This window comes from Rivibacter subsaxonicus (genome assembly GCF_004217215.1).
GTDB classification, from domain to species: domain Bacteria; phylum Pseudomonadota; class Gammaproteobacteria; order Burkholderiales; family Burkholderiaceae_C; genus Rivibacter; species Rivibacter subsaxonicus.
Genome location: NZ_SHKP01000004.1, coordinates 466,468 through 488,524, shown reverse-complemented (window position 1 = coordinate 488,524; position 22,057 = coordinate 466,468). Strand labels below are relative to the sequence as shown.

Below are 22,057 nucleotides of genomic sequence, written 5' to 3'. Positions count from 1 at the left end.
AGCGGCTGGCTACAGCACCAGCAAGGCCCGGAAATCGTTGACGTTGGTGAAGGTCGGGCCGGTGGTCACGAGGTCGCCGAGCGCCTCGAAGAAGCTGCAGGCGTCGTTGGCATCGAGCCGCTCCTGCGCCTTGAGGCCGAGCGCCGTGGCGCGCGCCAGCGTGTCGGGTCCGGCGATGGCGCCGGCGTTGCTCTCGACGCCGTCGATGCCGTCGGTGTCGCCAGCCAGCGCCCAGACGCCGGGCTCGGCCTGCAGCGCGATCGCGCAGCCGAGCAGGAACTCGGTGGCGCGCCCTCCTCGGCCGCCCTTGCTCTTCACCGTCACCGTCGTCTCGCCGCCGCTGAGGATCACGCAGGGCCTGGCGAAGGGTTGCCCGCGCCGCGCCACCGCGCGCGCCAGCGCCGCGTGGACCTTGCCGACCTCGCGGCTCTCGCCCTCGATCTCGTCGCTGAGGATGTGCGCCTCGACGCCGGCCGCGCGTGCCGCCGCCGCGGCGGCCTCGAGGCTCTGCTGCGGCGTGGCGATCATGCGCAGTTCGTTGCGCTGCAGGCGCGGGTCGACCGGCTTGGGCGTCTCGAAGGCGCCGCTGCGCAAGCCTTCCAGCGCGGCGCCCGGCACCTCGATCGCATAGCGCTGCAGGATCGCCAGCGCGTCGGCGCAGCTGCTGGCGTCGGCCACGGTCGGGCCACTGGCGATCACGCTCGGGTCGTCGCCCGGCACGTCGGAGATCAGCAGCGTGATCACCCGCGCCGGCGCGCACAGCGCCGCCAGGCGCCCGCCCTTGATCGCCGAGAGGTGCTTGCGCACGCAGTTCATCTCGGTGATGTTGGCGCCGCTGTGCAGCAGCGCGCGGTTGATGCGCTGCTTGTCGTCGAGCGTGAGGCCTTCGGCCGGCATCGACAGCAGCGAGGAGCCGCCGCCGGAGATCAGGCACAGCACCAAGTCATCGGCCGTGAGACCGCGGGCGAGTTCGACGATGCGACGCGCGGCCTGGGCCCCGGCTTCGTCCGGCACCGGGTGCGCGGCTTCGACCACCTCGATGCGGCCGGGACTGGCCCGGTAGGCCGGCGGCACGTGGTCGTAGCGGGTCACGACCAGGCCCGACAGTGGCGCGTCCTTGGGCCACAGCGCATCGACCGCCGCCGCCATCGCGCCGCCGGCCTTCCCGGCGCCGAGCACCAGCGTGCGGCCCTTGGGTGGCGCCGGCAGATGCGCGGCCGTCACCAGCGAGGGCTGGGCCGCGGCAACGGCGGTGTCGAACAACGAGCGGAGGAAGGTGCGGGGTTCGATATCCATGCGCGGATCTTCGCGCGTTTCTTCAGTCCGGCATGACCTTGTGGTTGGCCATCAGCTCCAGCGCCCGCACCAGCGCCGAGTGGTCGAGCTGACCCTCGCCGTTGGCGGCGCAGGCGTTCATCAGCTGCGCCGCCCCGGCGGTCTGCGGCAGGGCGACGCCGAGCGCGCGCGCGCCGGCCAGCGCCAGGTTCAGGTCCTTCTGGTGCAGCCCGATGCGGAATCCCGGCGCGAAGCTCCGCTTGATCATCCGCTCGCCATGCACCTCGAGGATGCGGCTGGCGGCGAAGCCGCCCATCAGCGCCGCGCGCACCTTGGCCGGGTCGGCCCCGGCCTTGCTGGCAAAGACCAGCGCCTCGCCGACCGCGGCGATGTTGAGCGCGACGATGATCTGGTTGGCGACCTTGCAGGTCTGGCCGTCGCCGTTGCCGCCGACCAGGGTGATGTTCTTGCCCATCAGCTCGAACAGCGGCCTGACCCGCTCGAAGGCGGCCTCGGGCCCGCCGACCATGATGGTCAGGCTGGCGGCCTTGGCGCCGACCTCGCCGCCCGAGACCGGGGCGTCGAGGTAGTCGCAGCCGAGCGCGTTGATCTTCTGCGCGAAGGCCTTGGTCTCGATCGGGGAGATCGAGCTCATGTCGACCACGGTCTTGCCCACGCGGCCGTCCGGGCCGCGATCGCATTTCGTCAGGCCGGCCGCGACGCCCTGCTCGCCGAACAGCACCGCTTCGACATCCGGCGTGTCGGGCAGCATCAGGAAGACGATGTCGGCGCACTGGGCGACCTCGGTGGCCGAGCCGCACGAGACGGCGCCGGCCTCGGCCAGCGCCGCCGACACCTTGCTGCGGGTGTGGACGAAGAGTTCGTGCCCGGCGGCGCGCAGGTGGCCCGCCATCGGAGCGCCCATGATGCCCAGGCCGATGAATCCGAGCTTGAGGGAAGTTGTCGTCATGGCTTGCCTTGGTTCTTGTTCACTGCGCCAGCTTCTGCCGCCAGCCCAGCCCCGCCTCGGTGCCGTTGGCCGGCTTGTACTCGCAGCCGATGTGACCCTGGTAGCCGATGCGGTCGAGGTGCGCAAAGAGGAAGGGCCAGTTCAGCTCGCCGCTGCCGGGTTCGTTGCGGCCCGGGTTGTCCGCGAGCTGGACATGGCCGATGCGCGCCAGGTGCTTCTGCAGCGTCGCGGCAATCTCGCCCTCGGTCCGTTGTGCGTGATAGATGTCGTACTGGACGAAGGCGTTGGGCACGCCGACCTCGTCGAGGATCGCGATCGCCTGCTCGGTGCGGTTGAGGAAGAAGCCGGGGATGTCGTAGCGGTTGATCGGCTCGATCAGCAGTTGCAGGCCGGCCCGGTGCAACTCGGCGGCGGCGAACTTCAGGTTGGCGACGAAGGTGGCGCGCAGCACCGCCTCGTCGGCACCGGCCGGCATCTTGCCGGCCAGGCAGTTCAGGCGCGGCACGCCGAGCGCGGTGCCGACCTCGATCGCCTGCGCCACGCCGGCGCAGAACTCGGCCTCGCGGCCGGGGATGCAGGCGATGCCACGCTCGCCCGCGTCCCAGTCGCCGGCGGGCAGGTTGTGCAGCACGAGTTGCAGACCATTGGCATCCAGCCGGGCCCTGATGTCGGCGGTCGCGAAGGCGTAGGGAAAGAGGAACTCCACGGCCGTGAAGCCGGCCTTGGCGGCGCGCTCGAAGCGGTCGAGGAAGGGCACCTCGGTGAAGAGCATCGAGAGGTTGGCGGCGAAGCGTGGCATCGGGTTCACTCCAGCAATCCCGCCATCTCGAGCCCCTGGCGGCCCTCCGGATGGCGGCAGTCGATCTCCTCGAACTCGTTGATCTTGTCGATCTCGGTGCCCATCGCGATGTTCGTGACCTTCTCGAGGATCACCTCGACCACCACCGGCACGCTGTACTTTCGCGCCAGGGCCTGGGCCTCGATCATCGCGCCTTCGATCTTCTCGGGGTCGGTCACGCGCAGCGACTTGCAACCCAGCCCCTGCACCACCGCCTGGTGGTCGACGCCGTAGCTGCGCAGCGCCGCGTCCTCGACATTCTGGTTCTCGAAGGCGAGCTGCACGCAGTAGTCCATCTCGAAGCCGCGCTGGCTCTGGCGGATCAGGCCGAGGTAGCTGTTGTTGACCAGCACCTGCACGTAGGGCAGGCGGAACTGGGCACCGACCGCGAGCTCCTCGATCAGGAACTGGAAGTCGTAGTCGCCCGAGAGGCCGACCACGGTGCGGGTCGGGTCGGACGCGACCACGCCGAGCGCGGCGGGGATGGTCCAGCCGAGCGGGCCGGCCTGGCCGCAATTGATCCACTGGCGCGGGCCGTAGACATGCAGGAACTGCGCGCCGGCGATCTGCGACAGGCCGATGGTCGTGACGTAGACCGTGTCGCGGGGGAAGACCTTGTTCATCTCCTCGTAGACGCGCAGCGGCTTGATCGGCGTCTCGGTGAAGTGGGTCTTGCGATGCATCAGCTTCTTGCGCTCGGCGCAGCGCGCGGCCCAGTCGCCGAAATCCTTGAGCCGGCTCGCCGCCTTGCGCTCGCGCGCGACCTGCACGAAGAGCTCGAGCGCCGCCTTGGCATCGCTGACGATGCCCAGATCGGGGTTGAACACGCGGCCGATCTGCGTGGGCTCGATGTCCACGTGGACGAAGGTCCGGCCCTTGCAATAGACCTCGGTCGAGCCGGTGTGGCGATTGGCCCAGCGGTTGCCTATGCCGAGCACGAAGTCGCTCGCCAGCATCGTCGCGTTGCCGTAGCGGTGGCTGGTCTGCAGCCCGCACATGCCGGCCATCAGCGGGTGGTCGTCGGGAATGGTGCCCCAGCCCATCAGCGTCGGGATCACCGGCACGCCGGTGAGTTCGGCGAACTCGACCAGCAGCGAGCTTGCGTCGGCGTTGACGATGCCGCCGCCGGCGACTATCAGCGGCTTGCTCGCGGCCTGCAGCATGTCGAGCGCACGCTCGATCTGCTTGCGCGTCGCGGCCGGCTTGTAGACCGGCAACGGCTCGTAGCTGTCGATGTCGAACTCGATCTCGCCCATCTGCACGTCGAAGGGCAGGTCGATCAGCACCGGACCGGGCCGGCCCGAGCGCATCAGGTGAAAAGCCTGCTGGAAGGCGCGCGGCACCAGTGCCGGCTCGCGCACCGTGACTGCCCACTTGGTGACCGGCTTGGCGATCGACTCGATGTCGACCGCCTGGAAGTCTTCCTTGTAGAGCCGCGCCCGCGGCGCCTGGCCGGTGATGCACAGGATCGGGATGCTGTCGGCGCTGGCCGAGTAGAGCCCGGTGATCATGTCGGTGCCGGCCGGACCCGAGGTGCCGATGCAGACGCCGATGTTGCCGGCCCGGGCCCGGGTGTAGCCCTCGGCCATGTGCGAGGCGGCCTCGACATGGCGCGCCAGGATGTGGGCGATCGACTGCCGCTCGCGCAGCGCCGCGTAGAGCGGGTTGATCGCCGCACCCGGCACGCCGAAGGCCTGGCTGATGCCTTCCTTCTCCATCACCAGCACCGCGGCCATTGCGGCCTTCATCTTTGCCATCGCCATCTCCTGCAGCTTCAGTCCTGGGCAGGATGGTCGCGGCCGGGCGTCGGCTTGTGAACGGCGGTCAGGCGATAAGTGCTATTCCGCGGCGGAATGACGCGCTGGCAGCGCGGGCTATCGGAACCGCTGGCCGGTGGTGTCGCGCCCGCGAAGCGAATCGAGCATGCCGCCGATCTCCAGGACCGGCAGCAGCAGGCTCAGCGTCAGAGCCAGCGGCGTGTCGAGCGGCTTGAGTTCGCGGTGGCCACTGGAACGCAAGTGACCGAGCAGCCGCCGGCTGTTCCTGGCTGCCAGCGGCAGCACCTTCGACAGCGACTTGGACGACTGGCGCTCCATGGCCTGAAAGCCCTTTTGCCGGCGGTACTCGAGTTCGAAGCCGACGCCGTCGAACTCGTGGATGTTGATGGCCTGCGGGTCGTACATGAGGCGGTGTCCGGCCTCCCGCAGGGCCACGTTCCGACGTTGCGCCGAGATGAAGGGCGAGGGCAGCTCCTGCAGCGGGAACTGCCTGGCCACCTCGGTACGCACCAGCTGCGCGTCGCTGGAGACGAACGGCACCTCGCCCAGGCGGTCGATCTGCTGCTGGCCGCGCCCCATGAAGCCCAGGCAGCGACGCAGCGAACTCCGGTCGGCGCCGCGGTACACCGTCCTCGCGCTGACGCCGCTGATGTGCGGGTACTGCAGCAACGTGGCCACGAGCCGCGACAGGCAATCCGGCAAGGGCACGCAGTCGGCCTCGAACACCGCCACCAGTTCGCCGCGGGCCTTGGCAACGCCCAGGTTCTTGAGCGCCGACGAACTCTCGGCCACCAGGAAATCAACCGCCAGCCGAGGATGCTCCGCCAGCAGCTGCGCCGGGAACCCGCAGCGATGGCGTTCGCTGTCGACCAGCAGGATGTCGATCGCACCGCGATAGTCCTGGGTGGCGAAGGCCTCGATCGCCTTGGTCTCGTTCTGCCACGAGCGATCGACGGATCGCTCGTCGGAGACGATGACCACGGTCACGCTCGGCAGGCGAGCTTCGAGTTGACTGCTCGTGGGAGTGGGGCTCATGTGGAAGTTGGCGGCTCTTGACGCACCGCACTTGTCAATCCCTTGGCGCACAGGCCAACAAGTCTGACTTGGCGGTTGATCACCCGCAACGGCTGTGTGGCGCCCCCGCCTAAAGCCGGGATCGACGCCGACGCCATCGTCTGCTCGAAGCGGCGCCCGGCGGCGGACGCCGCGCCGCTGCGACGGGCACCGCCTCGGGTGCGCGCCCGCCGTTCGCACCTAATAAAGTCCGCGCATGGACCGCATCACCGGCATCGAGCTCTTCATCCGCGTCGTCGAGACCGGCAGCTTCAGCAAGGCCGCCGAGGAACTGCGCATCGCCCAGCCGACCGCCACCAAGCATGTGGCGGCACTCGAACAGCGCCTCGGGGCGCGCCTGCTCCACCGCAGCACGCGCGGCGTCAGTCCGACCGAGGTCGGCCAGCTCTACTACGACAAGTGCAAGGCGATCGCACGCGACCTCGAGGAGGCCGACAACGTGGCCCAGCTCGCCGGCGCCGGCATGGCCGGCACCTTGCGCGTCAGCACCTCGGTCGCCTTCGGCCGGCGCGTGCTGACGCCGCTGGTGCTGGCCTTCATGCGCGAGCATCCGCAGTTGCTGGTCGACCTCAGCTTCGACGACCGCTACGTCAACCTGGTCGAACAGGGCGTTGACGTCGCGCTGCGCATGGGCAGCCTGGCCGATTCCACGCTCGGCGCGCGCTGGCTCGGCAGCAACCCCTGGCTGCTGGCCGCGGCGCCGGCCTACCTGCGGGCGCGCGGCACGCCGGCCACGCCGGCCGAACTCGCCGGGCATGCCTGCCTCGTCTACAGCAGCGTGATGGGCGATGCGCGCTGGCAGTTCGTCGATACCTCCGCCGCCGATGGCCGCCAGTTCACGGTGCCGGTGCATGGCCCGCTGCGCAGCAACAACCTGAGCGCGCTGCTGGCGGCCTGCGAGGCGGGCCTGGGCATTGCCGCCCTGCCCTGGTACGTGGCGCACGCCGCGGTCAGCGCCGGCCGGCTGCTGCCGGTGCTCGGCGGCCACGGCCTGCCGGCGCAGGAGATCCATGCGGTGTTCCCCTCGCCCAAACTGGTGCCGGCCAAGGTGCGCGCCTTCATCGACTTCCTGCAGCCGCAGTTTCGGGGCGACTGGTGGGCCTTGTAGCGGGTCCGGCGGGAGCGCTCACCACGGCGGCGAGCCGGGTTGTGGCCTAATCAAGGGTTTTCCACCCATCTTCAGCCGAGCCAATCATGGGCAACAAGATCATCACCGAAGCCGACCGTCGCGCGACCCCCCGGCCCACCCCCGTGGCGGGCATGACGCAGACCACCGGCCGCGGCCAGAAGTGCAGCCTCGAGCGTGGCTCGCACACCCGCAGCAAGAAGAACCCGGGCAAGCGCCCGCACAAGGGCGGTTGAATCCGCTTCGGCGCGGCCCCGCCGCCGCGCCGACACCGGACCCGATGCCCCGCGCTCGGGCCCAGCATCGAACCGAAATCGTGCCTGCCGTTCCCGGCCCGGCATGATTTTCTGCGTCCGCCGAAGGCCGTCGCCCGTCCGTCCTGACATCGCACCATGCTGCGGATCACCGATCTTCGACTGCCGCTGCGCCATGCCGAGGACGCGCTGCGACCGGCGATCCTGGAGCGTCTGGGCATCATTGATGCCGCGCTGAAGGGCTTCAGCGTCTTCAAGCGCAGCTACGACGCGCGCAAGAAGACGGCGATCGTGCTGATCTACACGCTCGATTGCGAACTCGCCGACGAGGCCGCGGTCTTCGCACGCCTGGCCGGCGATCCGCACATCCGGCCCACGCCCGACACGAACTACCGCCTGGTGGCGCAGGCGCCGGCCGACTGGCCGCACGAGCGGCGCCCGCTGGTGGTCGGCTTCGGCCCCTGCGGCCTGTTTGCCGCGCTGATCCTGGCCCAGATGGGACTGCGCCCGATCGTGCTCGAGCGCGGCAAGGAAGTGCGCCAGCGCACCAAGGACACCTGGGGCCTGTGGCGCCAGGGCGTGCTCGATCCCGAGTCGAACGTGCAGTTCGGCGAGGGCGGGGCGGGCACCTTCTCCGACGGCAAACTCTGGAGCCAGATCTCCGACCCCCGGCACCTCACGCGCAAGGTGCTGGCCGAGTTCGTCAAGGCCGGCGCGCCGGAAGAGATCCTGTTCGTCAGCAAGCCGCATATCGGCACCTTCCGCCTGGTCAGCATGATCGAGAAGATGCGTGCCGACATCGAGGCGCTCGGCGGCGAGATCCGCTTTCGCCAGCATGTGAGCGATGTGCTGATCGAGGGCCGCGAGGGATCGCGCCATGTGCGCGGTGTGGTGCTCGCCAGCGGCGAGCAACTGCGCGCCGACCACGTGGTGCTGGCGCTCGGCCACAGCGCGCGCGACACCTTCACGATGCTGCACGAGCGCGGCGTGTTCATGGAGGCCAAGCCCTTCTCGATCGGCTATCGCATCGAGCATCCGCAGAGCCTGATCGACGCGGCCCGCTTCGGCTCCAACGCCGGCCACCCGATCCTCGGGGCCGCCGACTACAAGCTGGTGCACCACGCCAGCAACGGCCGCTCGGTCTACAGCTTCTGCATGTGCCCCGGCGGCACCGTGGTCGCCGCGACCTCGGAGCCCGAGCGCGTGGTCACCAACGGCATGAGCCAGTACTCGCGCAACGAGCGCAACGCCAATGCCGGCATCGTGGTCGGCATCGGGCCACAGGACTATCGCCAGGACGGCCGCAGCGACGGCCCGGTCAGCCCGCTCGACGGCATGGCCTTCCAGCGGCTGTGGGAGTCGCGCGCCTACGTGATGGGCGGCGGCGGCTACCAGGCCCCGGGGCAACTGGTCGGCGACTTCATCAAGGGCCAGCACAGCAGCGCCTTCGGCAACGTTCTGCCCTCCTACAAGCCGGGCGTGCACCTGACCGACCTGCACGAGCCGGACGCCGCCGGCCGCGCCAGCCTGCCGGCCTACGCGCTGGCCGCGATCCGCGAGGCGCTGCCCGCCTTCGAGCGCCAGATCAAGGGCTTCTCGCTGCCCGATGCGGTGCTGACCGGGGTCGAGACGCGGACCTCCTCGCCGCTGCGCATCACGCGCGGCCGCAACCTGCAGAGCCTCAACGTGGCCGGGCTCTACCCGGCCGGCGAGGGCGCGGGCTACGCGGGCGGCATCATGTCGGCCGCGGTCGACGGCATCGAGGTGGCCGAGGCACTGGGGGCCGACTTGCTGGGCCGGGCGGTAGCTACAGCCTAGGACGTGCGCGTCCCGGGCAGCACAGGCCCGCCGGCCCCAGAGCCGCGCTCCGTCTCGCGCACAGTCGCTTACAGACAGGCTTTCGAGGACTAAGTTCACGCGCCTCAGGGGCTTGACCGGTGACGCGATCCGGCCGAGTCGGGCGAAGATCGGAGGTTGGGCGGAGGGCCCGGACGTGGTCCGGCTCTTGCACCGCCAGAACTCCGAACAAGAAGCGCATGAACATGTCCCGCCAGGCCGCCCCCGACGAGCTGCTCGACCGCATGGAGTACCAGGCCGACCCTCTGGCCGACGCCACCATCGCCGCCATCCTCGGTCCCTGGGACGCGATCGCCCCCCCCAGCGCGACCGGCACGCTGCAGTCGATGCACGCCGACCATTGGCGGCGCCTCGAAGCGGTCAACCGGGTCTTCGCGCAGTGGGAAACCAACCGCGGGATCGAGACCTGGCGCGCCGACGCCAGCGTGCCGCCCGAGGTCGCCGGCCCGCTCGAGGCCTACGTGCGCCAGGCCCAGGTGCTGCCGGCCTGGGCCGACCACGCAGCGATCGACCGCGCCGAGCAGCTGTTCATCGACCACGGCGTGCTCTCCTGCACCCTGCTGTTCTGCGCCAGCCTGCCCGAGTGCTACGTGGTGCCCGACCTGTCGGAGGTGCTGCACCAGACCGGCCAGCTCGAGCGGCGCACCGAGTACCGCATCCGCTCGACCGCCGCGATGGTGTTCCCGCTGATGATGCGTGGCGGCCTCAACGCGCCCGACGGCGGCGGCCTGGCCCAGGTGCTCAAGGTGCGCCTGATCCATGCCACGGTGCGCCACCTGATCCTGCGCGGCAGCCCGCAGGAAGCGGTCGCCGCACTCGGCTCGCAGCGCAAGGTGGTCGGCGCCGGCGTCGTGGCGCCCATGCCGGCCTCGACGGCGGCGGCCGGCGACATGCACCACGCGCTGTTCATCCACGGCTGGAAGCTGGGCGAGGACGGCCTGCCCTGCAGCCAGGAGGAACTGGCCTACACGCTGCTGACCTTCGGCTATGTCTTCCTGCGCGGGCTGCGCACGCTCGGCGTCGGCCTCGAACGCCACGACGAGGAGGCCTACCTCCATGCCTGGAACGTCGTCGGCCACGTGCTCGGCATCGAGCGCGAGCTGATGGCAGAGACCATGGACGAGGCCGCGGCGCTGTTCGCGCGCATGCAGGCGCGCGGCCGGGCCCAGCCGATCAAGCCCGACCCGCGGCCCGAGCTCGGGCGCGCGCTGATGGAGTCGATGGCAAAGATCATCCCGCTGCGGATCGCCAAGCCCTTCCCGGTGCTGCTGACACGGCAGCTGTGCGGGCCGGCCACCTCGCGTGACATCGGCCTCGACCAGCATGTGTCGTGGTGGTCGAGGGCGGTGTTCGCGGTGTGCCTGTTCGTGATCAGCGGCATCGACCGCTTCGTGCGCCTGTTCGTGCCCGGTTTCTCGATCTCGCGCTTCATCACGCGCCTGGTGGGCTACCAGCTGATGACGCGCTTCCTGATGGACCAGACGCGGCCGCTGAAGCTGCCCGAGCACGTGCTGCAACGCGCGCACGGCATGATGAACGGCTGGGGCAACGACCCGCGTGCGCCGGGCTGGCTCAACCGCCTCGAGGCCCGCTGCACGCGCGGCCGCGACGCCGCGATGGCGGCCTGAGGCCGGCTTCGAGCCACCACAGCAGACGCCCACCCGCGCGATGAGTCACCTCCACCTGCCGTGGCGCGCCCTGCTCGGGGCGCTGCTGCTCGCCGCGAGCTGCCTGACAGCAGCGGCGGCGCCAGCCGCGCTGGTGCTCGACGACCGGCAGGCACGCGTCGAGGCCTGGCCCGCCGTGACCGTGATGGTCGACGCCAGCGGCAAGCTCGACCTGGCCCAGGTGCTGGCCGCCCCCGAGCGCTTCGAGCCGCCGACCACGGCCTACGCCACGCTCGGGCTCAACCGCGACGCGACCTGGCTGCGCATTCCCTTCTCTGTGCCGGCCGAGGCGCGCGAGCCGCGCGTCCTCGACATCGAGTACGCGCCGCTCAATCGCGTCGACCTGTTCCTGGTGCAGGACGGGCGAGTGGTGCAGCAGGCGCAGATGGGCAATCTGCAGCCCTTTGCCGAGCGCCCGATCGCCAGCCGCACCCATTCGGTGGAGCTGCTGCTGCTGCCGGGGCGCGACTACCAGTTGCTGCTGCGCGTGCAGACGCTCGGCGCGCGCATCCTGCCGATCAGCTTCAACACGCTGTCGGCCTTCCACGCGCGCGCACTGGGCGAGCAGATGCTGCAGGGCCTGCTCGCCGGACTCGGGCTGTGCCTGGTCATCTACAGCCTGATCCAGTGGTGGGGCCTGCGCGACACGCTCTATCTCAAGTACGCGATCCTCACCACCGCCAGCCTGCTGTTCTCGGTGGCGCAGTTCGGCATCGGCGCCCAGTACCTCTGGACCGACAACCTGTGGGTCGAGATCAAGGCGCCCGGGCTGCTGGCGCTGATCGCCGGCGCCGGCACTTTCCTGTTCGTCGAGCATGTGCTGGCCGGGCCCGATGCCGGCCGCTACTTCAGCCGCGTGATGAAGGGCGGCGCGATCTTCCTGTTCGGGGTCGCGCTGGCCTATGCCCTGGACCTGATCGACGTGCATCTGGTCAGCCTGGTGGTCGGCACCGTCGTCCTCGCGCCGGCGCTGATGGGCATGCCGGGCGCGATCCGGCGCGCACGGCGCGGCGACGCCATCGGCGGCTATTTCCTGGTGGCCTGGGCCGGCTACTTCGTCACGACCGCGTTGATGGTCGGGCTCATCAAGGGTCGCGTCGACTGGGGCTTCCTGAGCATGCACTCGTTCCAGATCGGCGCCACGCTCGACATGCTGATCTTCATGCGCGTGATCGGCCTGCGCGCGATGGCCGCCGCCGCCGCCGCCGAGCATGTGCACCGCGAGCGCGACGTGCTGCTGTCGCTCGCCCACACCGACCCGCTGACCGGCCTGCCCAACCGCCGCGGCCTCAACGCCAGGCTCGGCGCGGCGCTGCCGCGCTGCAGCCCGGACCACATGCTGGCGGTCTACATGCTCGACCTCGACGGCTTCAAGCAGGTCAACGACCGCTTCGGCCACGATGTCGGCGACGAATTGCTGGTCGCGGTGGCCCAGCGCCTGAAGGCGCACCTGCGCAGCAGCGACGTGGTGGCACGCGTCGGCGGCGACGAGTTCGTCGTCATGGCCAGTGGCCCGCACAACGAGCGCCAGGCGCACGACCTCGGCAGCAAGCTGCTCGAGGCCTTCGAGGCGCCTTTCGACCTGAGCCGCCAGCGCTGCAGCGTCGGCCTGACGATCGGCTACGTGCTGGTCCCGCACGACGGCACCGATGCCGTGGACCTGCTCAGGCGCGCCGATGCGGCGATGTACCTGGGCAAGCAGAGCGGCAAGAACTGCCTGCGCCGCGGCGAACTCGACCTCGTGCTCGAGTAGCGACGGCCAACGCGGCCGACCGGCGGCACGGCCCCGAAAGCGCCCTCCGCGCCAGCGAGCAGGGTGGCCGGCGCGCGCGCTTCATCCTGCGTACGTGGGACGCCGATCGCCTTGCCGGCGCCTACGCTGGTGTTGAACGACCCCGTTCAACATGGACAAGGACTCGAAATCAGGCTCACCGGGCCTGCCGGGCAACGCGCTGATCGCCGCCGTGCTGCTCGGCGCCGGCGCGCTGTTCCTGCGCGAGGCGCCGCTCGAGGGCACGCGTCCGGCGGCCAACGAGCCGCGCATCGAGCAGCGCTTCGCGCAACAGGACATCGATGCGCGCCTGTGGCAGGACCCGCTCGGCGCGATCACCCGGGCCCGCCAGGACGCCGCCGCGCGGCTCGGTGCCGCGCGCGCGCGCGCCGAGGACGAACGCCGCAGCGACCGCCAGCTCGCCGCCGAGATCGCGCGCAAGGGCGCGCATGGCGTCGACGAAGTCGTCGTGCTCGCCGTGATGCTGGGCGGCGGGCCGTACGCGGAGTACGTGGAGAACCGCCGCCGCACGCGCTACGCGGTGCTGGCCGGCCTCAACGCCGAACGCTTCGCCCCGGTCGATACCGAACATCTGGGCTACTTCATGCCCTCGGACAACCTGCGCGCGCCGCGCGACCTGCCGGAGACCGTGCCCTACGAGTGGTTCGAAGCGGTGCCGAGCGGTCGCGCGCAGGAGGCCGGCTCGCGCGAGGTGCTGGTGCTGTGGCTGGACAACGATGCCTTCTCGAGCAGCCCCTTCGCCCGCCTCAGGAAGCTCGTCGGTGGCCTGCAGCCGACCGCCCGGCCCGGCGACCCGCCGCCGCCCCGGATGCTCTGGCGGATGCTGGGGCCGACCGGTTCGGACGGCCTGCGCGCGATGGTGCAGGAAGTCGCCGCGGCCGACTTCGACGGCGCCCGGACCTTTGCCGGCGTCGACCTGCGGCTGCTGTCGCCGTCGGCGACCGTGCCCGACGACATCCTGCTCGCGCCGTTCAAGCTGGGAGCCCGCGGCCAGAGCCTGGAGGCCGTGCTGGAGCGCAAGGGCATCTCGCTGCTGCGCACGATCGGCGACGACCGACGGCTGGGCATCACCCTGGTCGAAGAGCTGGAGCGGCGCGGCCTGTCGGCGGATGCCAGTCGCGCCGCCACCGCAAGCGAGGCCAAGACCAGGCTCGACCAGTACCGCGAGACCTGCAGACGCCTGTCGCAGCACGAGAACGCACCGAGCCACATCGCCCTGGTCGCCGAATGGGACACGCTGTACGGCCGCAGCCTGCGCCGCCAGTTCGACATCGATCCCAAGACCGGCCGCGGCTTCTGCATCACCCGCCTCAACTACGTGCGCGGGCTTGACGGCCAGTTGCCCGACCGCGGCGCGGTCGAGACGCCGGCCGCCGGGCGGGAGTCCGGCAAGGGCGCCGACGACAAGAACCGGCGCAACGATGCCAACCTCGTCGAGCGCGCCGAAGGCCAGGCGCAGCTCGACTACCTGCGCCGGCTCGCGACCCGGCTGCGCGAGCGCGATGCGGAGCTGCGCGCCTCGGAGGTCGACGGCGCCGGCATCCGCGCCATCGGCGTGGTCGGCAATGACGTCTACGACAAGCTGCTCGTGATGCAGGCCCTGAGGCCGGAGTTTCCGAACGCGATCTTCTTCACCACCGACCTCGACGCCCGCTTCCTGCATCCGCGCGAGCAGGCCTGGGCGCGCAACCTGATCGTCGCCTCCAACTTCGGCCTGCGCCTGGACGACGGCCTGCAGGCCGGCACGCCGCCCTTCCGCGACAGCTACCAGACCTCGACCTTCCTGAGCACGCGGCTGGCGCTGGACGAGATCCGCCGCGACACGGCCTTCACGCCGACGCAGATCGATGCCTGGCTCAAGCAGCCGCGCCTGTTCGAGATCGGCCGCACCAGCGCCTTCGACTTCAGCACGCCGACGAAGTGGCGCATCGACGCCGGCAGCCGCTCGTGCCGCGGCTCCGACTGGGCGAACTGCGTCGACATCCACCCACCGGGTTCGCGGCGCTACCCGCATGTGCCGGTCGTGGCGCTCGCGCTGATCGCCAGCGGCACGCTGTTCCTGCTCTGGTTCCCGGCGTTCGCGCTGCACCGTCCCCTGCGGCGCCGGCTGCGTCGCTTCGTCGCGCACAGCGGCGGCAGCACCGCGGCACGCTGGTCACGGCGCATCGGCCTGCTGCTGCTGGCGCTGCTGGTTCATGTGCTGGTGCCATGGCGGCTCGCGCTGGCCTGGCCGCGGTTCGCCACCTGGCTGACCGGCAATGGCGAGGGCTCGAGCACCGCCATCGGCGACGGCAAGCCGATCAGCCTGACCGAGGGCATCAGCATCTGGCCGACCGAGGCGATCTACCTGCTCACGCTGCTGCTGTGCGTCTACCTGGTGTTCCGCGGCTGGACCGCGCTCGCGCGCAACCTCGACGAGATCAGCCGTGCCCTGCACCTGGGCAACACGCGGCGCCGCCTGGTCGCGGCGCAACTGCGCGAGGACCGCAAGCTCGCCTGGTGGCAGCGCCTGGTCAACATCTTCAGTTGCCGGCCGCCGGCACCGCGGTACGACGCGGTCGCGGCGGCGTCACTGGACCCGCGCATGAGTGCTGCCGCGCTCGCCTTCTGGCAGCTCTACATCGTCCAGAACCGCAGCAGCGCGCGCTTCATCCGCAGCCTGGCCTGCGTGCTGGTGGTGCTGGTCTTCGGCTGGCTGGTGGTCGAGGCCTTCGGCGAACCGCATGGCGCGCCGGTGCGCGGCCAGGTGTCGGCCCACGCCCACATGCTGCTGGCCGGCGGCGCGGTGGTCGTTCTCAACTTCCTGGTCTTCTACGTCGCCGACGCCACCCTGTTCTCGGTGCGCTTCGCGCGTGATCTGCGCACCCTGCATTCCAACTGGCCAGAGCGTTCGATCAGGTACTTCGAGAAGCGCCTGGGCAAGCTGCCGCCGGCACTGCTCGACCACTGGATCGACCTGCAGTTCGTGGCCCGGCGCACCAAGTGCGTGACCGGGCTCATCTACTACCCCTTCATCGTGCTCTCGCTGCTGCTGATCTCGCGCAACCCGGTGTTCGACAACTGGCGCATGCCGACCGGGCTGATGGTGCTGGCGCTGCTGAGCGTGGGCATCGTGCTGGGTTGCGTGGTGGCGCTGCGCCGGGTCGCCGAGAACTCGCGCCAGCACGCGCTGCGCGCGGTCGACGAGGCGCTGCTGCGTGCCAACGCGGCATCGGCGGCCGCAAACGATCCGCCGCAAGGCACCGCGCCCGCCTCGCCGGCCCAACTCGAACTGCTGCGGCACCAGATCGTCGACCTGCGCGAAGGCGCCTTCGCGCCCTTCTCGCAGCAACCGCTGCTCAAGGCGCTGGCACTGCCCTTCGCCACGCTCGGCGGCACGGCGCTGCTCGACTACATGGCGATGGCGAACCTCTAGCCAGCGGGTACCGCGCGACCGCTCAGCCTTCGAGCAACTCCCGGTAAACCTCGGCATAGCGCGCCGCCGCAACGTCCCAGCCAAAGCGCTGCTGCATGCCGCGCTGCTGCACCGCGCGCCACTCGTCCGGCCGCGCGAACAGCACGCAGGCACGGCGCAGCGCACGTGCCAGCGCCTCGGCGCTGAAGGCATCGAAGACGAAGCCGGTGGCGCGGTCGTCGGCAAGATCCTCGAGCGTGCTGTCGACCACGGTGTCGGCCAGGCCGCCGACGCGCCGCACCAGCGGCAGGCTGCCGTAGCGCAGGCCGTACATCTGGGTCAGGCCGCAGGGTTCGAAGCGCGAGGGCACCAGCGTCACGTCGCTGCCGGCAAAGAGCCGGTGCGCGAGCGCCTCGTCGACGCCGAAGCGCACCGCCACCCGGCCTGGGTGGGCTTCGGCGGCGGCGCGCAGCGCGGCCTCGATGCCCGCGTCGCCGCTGCCAAGCACCGCGAGTTGCGCCTCGGGCTGTGCCAGCAGCGCCGGCAGCGCGTCGAGCAGCAGTTGCAAGCCCTTCTGCTCGGCCAGCCGGCTGACCATGCCGAACAGCGGTGCCTGCGCCTGCGGCCGCAGCCCGAGTTCCTGCTGCAGTACCAGGCGGCAGCTCGCCTTGGCGTCGAGCCGGTCTGCATCGAAGGGTGCGACGATGGCGGCGTCGGTCGCCGGGTTCCAGACCGCGTCGTCGACACCGTTGAGGATGCCGTGCAGCGCGCCGGCGCGCGTACGCAACAGGCCGTCGAGCCCGCAGCCCTGCTCTGGCGTGAGAATCTCGCGCGCGTAGCTCGGGCTGACCGTGGTGATGGCGTCGGCAAACACCAGCCCGCCCTTCATGAACGAGAGCCGGCCGTGGAACTCGAGCTGGTGCAGGTCGAACAGCCGCGCCGGCAGCCCGAGCTCGACCATGACGCCGGACTCGAACAGCCCCTGGTAGGCCAGGTTGTGGATGGTGAAGACCGAGCGTGGCCGCGAGGGCTCGAGCGCGAGGTAGGCCCCGGCGAGCCCGGCATGCCAGTCGTGGCCATGCACGATGCGTGGCCGCCAGTCGGCATCGGCGCCGGCCGCGATGCGCGCCGCGGCGAAACCCAGCCAGCCGAAGCGCAGGTGGCTGTCGGCATGCGGCCGCCCGCCGGCGTCGGTGTAGGGGTGGCCGCCCTCGCCGAGGCGCGTCGGCACGTCGATCACGTAGGCCGGCAGCCCGCCCACCGCCGGCAGCCGGCCGGCGTGCAGCACGCCGCGCTCGCCCCAGGGTGCTTTCAACTCGGCCACCGGTCGCGCGTCGGCCAGGCCGGCGAGGATCGCGGGGAAGCCCGGCAGCAGCAGCCGCACCTCGCAACCCGCCGCGCGCAGCGCCTGCGGCAGCGCGGCTGCCACGTCGGCCAAGCCACCGGTCTTGAGCAGCGGATAGATCTCGGCGCTGAGCTGGAGCACGCGCATCGGGCGTTCGCTCACGCCGCTCCCTCCGAACCACTGGTGGACGCTGGCACCGCCGTGCCGTCGGTCGCTGGCGGCACTCGGGCTGCGTCGATCCCCGCTGCGCGGGTGTTCGACGCAGCGACCGTGCCTGCGAAGCTGCGCAGCGAAGTCGAACAGGTCAAGCGCCTACGCTGCGCACGTCCCGAGGCGCCACGCTTCGGCGCTTGCTCGCCGAGTGCGCTCACGCCGCCAGCCGCGCCAGCATCGGCCGCGTCACGAGCACCACGCCGCCCTCGGTGCGCTCGAAGCGCGCGGCATCTTCGGCGGCGTCCTCGCCGATCACCGTGCCGTCCGGAATCTGGCAGCCGCGATCGATCACGACCTTGCGCAGCCGGCAGCGGCTGCCGATGGTCACGTCGGGCAGGATCACCGCCTGGTCGATGTTGCAGAAGGAGTGCACCCGCACGCCGGAGAACAGCACCGAGTTCGCCACGTGCGAGCCCGAGACGATGCAGCCGCCGGAGACGATGGTGTTGACCGTCATGCCATGGCTGCCGTTGTGGTCGGGCACGAACTTGGCCGGCGGCAGCTGGCGCTGGTAGGTCCAGATCGGCCAGTCGCTGTCGTAGATGTCGAGCTCGGGGTCGATCGAGGCCAGGTCGAGGTTGGCGGCCCAGAAGGCGTCGATGGTGCCGACATCGCGCCAGTACGGCGGCGCGCCGCTCGGGTTGGCGATGCAGCTCAAGGCGAAGGGATGGGCCAGCGCGCGGCCCTCGGTCACCACGCGCGGGATCACGTCCTTGCCGAAGTCATGGCTGGACTCGGGGTTGGCGAGGTCTTCCTCGAGCAGCCTGTAGAGGTAGTCGGCATCGAAGACATAGATGCCCATGCTGGCCAGCGAGACATCGTCGCGCCCGGGCACCGCCGGCGGATTGGCCGGCTTCTCGACGAAGCTGCGGATGCAGCGCGCCGCGTCGACCGCCATCACGCCGAAGGCGCTGGCCTCGGCGCGCGGCACCTCGATGCAACCGACGGTGCAGCCGGCGGCGTGGCCCACGTGGTCCTTGAGCATCAGCGAGTAGTCCATCTTGTAGACATGGTCGCCGGCCAGGATCACGACGTAGTCGGGTCTTGCGGCCTTGATGATGTCGAGGTTCTGGAACACCGCATCGGCGGTGCCGCGGTACCAGTGCTCCTCGTCGACCCGCTGCTGGGCCGGCAGCAGGTCGATCATCTCGTTCATCTCGCCGCGCAGGAAACCCCAGCCGCGCTGCACGTGGCGCATCAGCGAGTGCGACTTGTACTGGGTGACCACGCCGATGCGGCGGATGCCCGAGTTCAGGCAGTTGCTGAGCGCGAAGTCGATGATGCGGAACTTGCCGCCGAAGTAGACCGCGGGCTTGGCGCGGCCGTCGGTCAGCTGTTTCAGCCGCGAACCGCGCCCGCCGGCCAGCACGAGCGCGAGGGTGCGACGCACCAGTTGATGCGGCTGAACGGGCCGTTCCATGGCGATCTCCTGCAGCGTTTGACGCCGACGCTACACGGGCCGGGGCATGCCGGCAAGCTAAGCGTGCGCCTCCTGCGCCTTGGCGGCCTCGATCGCCTCGCGCGCGTCGCCGCGGGCGCCGTTGAAGAACAGGTTCAGCAGCACCGCGCTCAGCGCCGCAAGCAGGATGCCGCTCTCGAGCAGCGGATGCAGTTCGTGCGGCATGTGCTGGGTCCAGCGCGGCGCCACCAGCGGCAGCATGCCGAAGCCGATCGCGACCGCGACGATGTAGAGGTTGTAGCGGTTGCCGCGATAGTCGACGCCGGCCAGGATGCGGATGCCGGTGGCCGCGACCATGCCGAACATCACCAGCCCGGCGCCGCCGAGCACCACGGTCGGCACCGACTCGACCAGCGCCGCCATCTTGGGCAGCAGGCCGAGGCCGATCATGATCACCCCGGCCGCCACGCAGACATAGCGGCTGCGCACGCCCGTCACGCCGACCAGGCCGACGTTCTGCGAGAAGCTGGTGTAGGGGAAGGTGTTGAAGATGCCGCCGATCAGCGTGCCCAGGCCGTCGGTGCGCAGGCCGGCGGTGAGCTCGCGCTGGCTGATCTTCTTGCCGGTGATGTCGGACAGCGCGAGAAACATGCCGGTCGACTCGATCATCACGACCACCATCACCAGCACCATCGTCAGGATCAGCACCGGGTCGAAGGTCGGCATGCCGAAGGCGAAGGGCGTCACCACGTCGAACCAGCCGGCCTTGGCGACCTTCTCGAAGCTCATCTTGCCGAGCGCGGCCGCCAGCGCGCAGCCGGCGACGATGCCGATCAGCACCGAGATGTTGGCGATGAAGCCGCGCCCGAAGCGCGCGATCAGCAGGATCACGCCGAGCACGAAGGCGGCGACCGAGAGATTGTCGAGCGCGCCGTAGCCCGGGTTGTTGGTCTGCGGCAGCGGACCGGGCAGCTTGCTGACGACCGGCGCCCCGAGCGGCGAGGCGGCCGCGGCATTGGCGGCCGAGGTGGCGGCCGCGACCTGCGGCATCAGCGCCGAGGCGGCCTGGGCCGGCGTCTGCACCGAAGACGGCGCGGTCGATGGCGTCGTGTTGGCCGCCGAAGCGCCACCGCCGGTGGCCGCCCCCAGCACCGCGGCGGCGCCGGCCTGCGCCGCGGCCTCGGCCTTGGCGCGGTCGACCATGATCACCAGCTTGGGCACGTCGGTGAACTGGGCCAGGTTGGCCGGCCCGCCCATCGCCCAGCCGATGCCCACGCGCATCAGGCTGATGCCGATGACGGAGATGATGGTGCCGGTCACGACCGGCGGAAAGAAGCGCAGCAGGCGCCCCATCAGCGGCGCGATCAGGATCGAGATGACGCCGGCGCCGATGATCGCGCCGAAGATCGCCTGCGCGCCGGCGGTGCCGGGGTTGGCGTTGGCCATCGCCACCAGCGGTCCGACCGCGGCGAAGGTCACGCCCATCATCACCGGCAGCCGGATGCCGAACCACTGGGTGAAGCCGAGCGACTGGATCAGCGTGACGATGCCGCAGCAGAACAGGTCGGCCGAGATCAGCAGCGCCACCTGCTCGGGGCTGAGCTTGAGCGCGCGACCGATGATCAGCGGCACCGCCACCGCGCCGGCGTACATCACCAGCACATGCTGCAGGCCGAGGGCCGCCAGGCGCGGGGCGGGCAGGATCTCGTCGACGGGGTGGACGGTCGTGGCACTCATGTCGTCTCCTGGAGGGCGATCAACGGGTGGTGGCGCCGGCCTCGAACCAGCGCTTGAGGAGCAGGCGCTCCTCGTCGGTCATCTGGGTGGCGTTGCCCATCGGCATCAGCTTGAGCACCACCGCCTGCTGGTAGATCGCCTGGGCATGCTGCTCGACCAGCGCCGGCGTGTGCAGCGCGACGTTCTTGTTCTGCACCTGCGCGCCGTGGCACAGCACGCAGCGCTGCTCGACGACAGCCTGGACCTGGGCGAAGCTCGGAGCCGGCGTGCCGGCGGCCACGGCCGCCACAGGCGCCGGCCGCAGCCACGCCACCAGCGCGACGATCGCCAGCGTGCCCACCGTGGCGTACTCCCACGGCACCCGCTTGCCGGCGACCAGCGCCTTGTGACGGGCGACGAAGCTGTGGCGGATCAGCGCGCCGGCGGCCATGATCGCCACCAGCACGATCCAGTTGTGCGGGCCGGTGTAGAGAAAACCGTAGTGGTTGCTGAGCATCGCCACCAGCACCGGCAGCGTGAAGTAGGTGTTGTGCACGCTGCGCTGCTTGGCGCGCTGGCCGTGCACCGGATCGACCGGCTCGCCCGCCTTCATCTGCTTGATCACCGTGCGCTGGCCCGGAATGATCCAGAAGAAGACGTTGGCGCTCATCGCCGTCGCGATCATCGCGCCCACCAGCAAAAAGGCGGCGCGGCCGGCGAACAGGTGGCAGGCCAGCCATGACGCAAGGACCACCAGCAGCGTTGTCAGCAGCGCGACATTGCGGTCGCCGTTGGGCTTCTGGCCCAGCGTGCGGCAGATCGCGTCGTAGGCCAGCCAGAACACGGCGAGGAAGGCCAGCGCCGCCGCGATCGCCGCGCCCGGGCTCCAGGCGAACACGCTCTTGTCGACCAGGAAGGTGCCGGCGTTCCACAGGTAGAGCACCGTGAACAGCCCGAAGCCGGTGAGCCAGGTCGAGTAACTCTCCCAGTAGAACCAGTGCAGGTTCTCGGGCAGCGACTTTGGCGCCACCATGTACTTCTGCGGGTGGTAGAAGCCGCCGCCGTGCACCGCCCACAACTCGCCGTTGACGCCCTTGTCCTTGAGCGCCGGGTCGGTCGGCGCCGTCAGGCTGTTGTCGAGGAAGACGAAGTAGAACGAGGAGCCGATCCACGCGATCGCGACGATCACGTGCGCCCAGCGCAGCAGCAGATTGGCCCAGTCGAGCAGGTAGGTGTCCATGCGATCGTCGCTACGGTTTCACCTCACCACGGCGGGCACTGTGAGGTGACGGATCGGTCGCGTCCCTTGCGGGGCGCCGCGGCGACCGGGTCGTGTGCAGCAAAGTGTATACACCTTGG

15 protein-coding genes are annotated in these 22,057 nt (G+C 70.4%); 6 read left to right on the top strand and 9 right to left on the bottom strand.

The window, feature by feature from the left end:
- Positions 1-9: 9 nt before the first annotated feature.
- The 5 genes from EV670_RS02165 to EV670_RS02145 form a co-directional block, all read right to left on the bottom strand.
- The gene (locus EV670_RS02165; protein WP_130430171.1) at positions 10-1,296 is read right to left on the bottom strand and encodes a glycerate kinase type-2 family protein; all 1,287 of its coding nucleotides are present in this window, start codon (positions 1,294-1,296) and stop codon (positions 10-12) included.
- A 22-nt stretch (positions 1,297-1,318) separates the two neighbouring features.
- A complete protein-coding gene (gene glxR, locus EV670_RS02160; RefSeq protein ID WP_130430170.1) occupies positions 1,319-2,371 on the bottom strand; it encodes a 2-hydroxy-3-oxopropionate reductase in 1,053 nt (350 codons plus the stop codon).
- Complete coding sequence (hyi, locus tag EV670_RS02155) at positions 2,265-3,044, bottom strand: hydroxypyruvate isomerase (RefSeq protein ID WP_130430169.1); 780 nt, start codon at positions 3,042-3,044, stop codon at positions 2,265-2,267. Before hyi ends, glxR begins: the two co-directional genes overlap by 107 nt.
- Positions 3,045-3,049: 5 nt before the next feature.
- Positions 3,050-4,840, bottom strand: coding sequence for a glyoxylate carboligase (gene gcl / locus EV670_RS02150; RefSeq protein WP_130430168.1), 1,791 nt, complete (start codon positions 4,838-4,840; stop codon positions 3,050-3,052).
- 117 nt (positions 4,841-4,957) lie between these two features.
- A complete protein-coding gene (locus EV670_RS02145; RefSeq protein ID WP_130430167.1) occupies positions 4,958-5,896 on the bottom strand; it encodes a glycosyltransferase in 939 nt (312 codons plus the stop codon).
- A 235-nt stretch (positions 5,897-6,131) separates the two neighbouring features.
- Between EV670_RS02145 and EV670_RS02140 the strand changes: the two genes are divergently transcribed.
- From EV670_RS02140 to EV670_RS02120, 6 genes are all read left to right on the top strand, one after another.
- Entirely contained in the window at positions 6,132-7,043 is a 912-nt protein-coding gene (locus tag EV670_RS02140; protein ID WP_130430166.1) for a LysR family transcriptional regulator, read from the top strand.
- Positions 7,044-7,129: 86 nt separating this feature from the next.
- Positions 7,130-7,297 (top strand): hypothetical protein, encoded by a 168-nt coding sequence (locus EV670_RS18640; RefSeq protein ID WP_165393210.1) that lies wholly within the window; start codon positions 7,130-7,132, stop codon positions 7,295-7,297.
- Positions 7,298-7,453: 156 nt separating this feature from the next.
- Positions 7,454-9,133 (top strand): NAD(P)/FAD-dependent oxidoreductase, encoded by a 1,680-nt coding sequence (locus tag EV670_RS02135; protein WP_130430165.1) that lies wholly within the window; start codon positions 7,454-7,456, stop codon positions 9,131-9,133.
- A 218-nt stretch (positions 9,134-9,351) separates the two neighbouring features.
- Positions 9,352-10,800 carry an oxygenase MpaB family protein gene (locus tag EV670_RS02130; RefSeq protein WP_130430164.1) on the top strand — a complete coding sequence of 483 codons (1,449 nt, stop codon included), beginning with the start codon at positions 9,352-9,354 and terminating at the stop codon, positions 10,798-10,800.
- Between the two features lie 40 nt (positions 10,801-10,840).
- Positions 10,841-12,592, top strand: a complete 1,752-nt coding sequence (locus tag EV670_RS02125) for a diguanylate cyclase (RefSeq protein ID WP_242616802.1) — start codon at positions 10,841-10,843, stop codon at positions 12,590-12,592.
- A gap of 151 nt (positions 12,593-12,743) precedes the next feature.
- On the top strand, positions 12,744-16,046 hold the full coding sequence (locus tag EV670_RS02120; protein WP_130430163.1) for a hypothetical protein: 3,303 nt from the start codon (positions 12,744-12,746) through the stop codon (positions 16,044-16,046).
- A gap of 22 nt (positions 16,047-16,068) precedes the next feature.
- Here the strand turns inward: EV670_RS02120 and glgA are convergent, their stop codons facing one another.
- The 4 genes from glgA to EV670_RS02100 form a co-directional block, all read right to left on the bottom strand.
- Entirely contained in the window at positions 16,069-17,517 is a 1,449-nt protein-coding gene (gene glgA, locus EV670_RS02115) for a glycogen synthase GlgA (protein WP_130430888.1), read from the bottom strand.
- Positions 17,518-17,737: 220 nt separating this feature from the next.
- Positions 17,738-19,003 carry a glucose-1-phosphate adenylyltransferase gene (glgC, locus tag EV670_RS02110; RefSeq protein WP_130430162.1) on the bottom strand — a complete coding sequence of 422 codons (1,266 nt, stop codon included), beginning with the start codon at positions 19,001-19,003 and terminating at the stop codon, positions 17,738-17,740.
- Between the two features lie 57 nt (positions 19,004-19,060).
- Positions 19,061-20,719: a nucleobase:cation symporter-2 family protein gene (locus EV670_RS02105; protein WP_130430161.1), complete on the bottom strand. Its 1,659-nt coding sequence runs from the start codon at positions 20,717-20,719 to the stop codon at positions 19,061-19,063.
- 19 nt (positions 20,720-20,738) lie between these two features.
- Positions 20,739-21,938, bottom strand: a complete 1,200-nt coding sequence (locus tag EV670_RS02100; protein WP_130430160.1) for a urate hydroxylase PuuD — start codon at positions 21,936-21,938, stop codon at positions 20,739-20,741.
- Between the last annotated feature and the right edge of the window lie 119 nt (positions 21,939-22,057).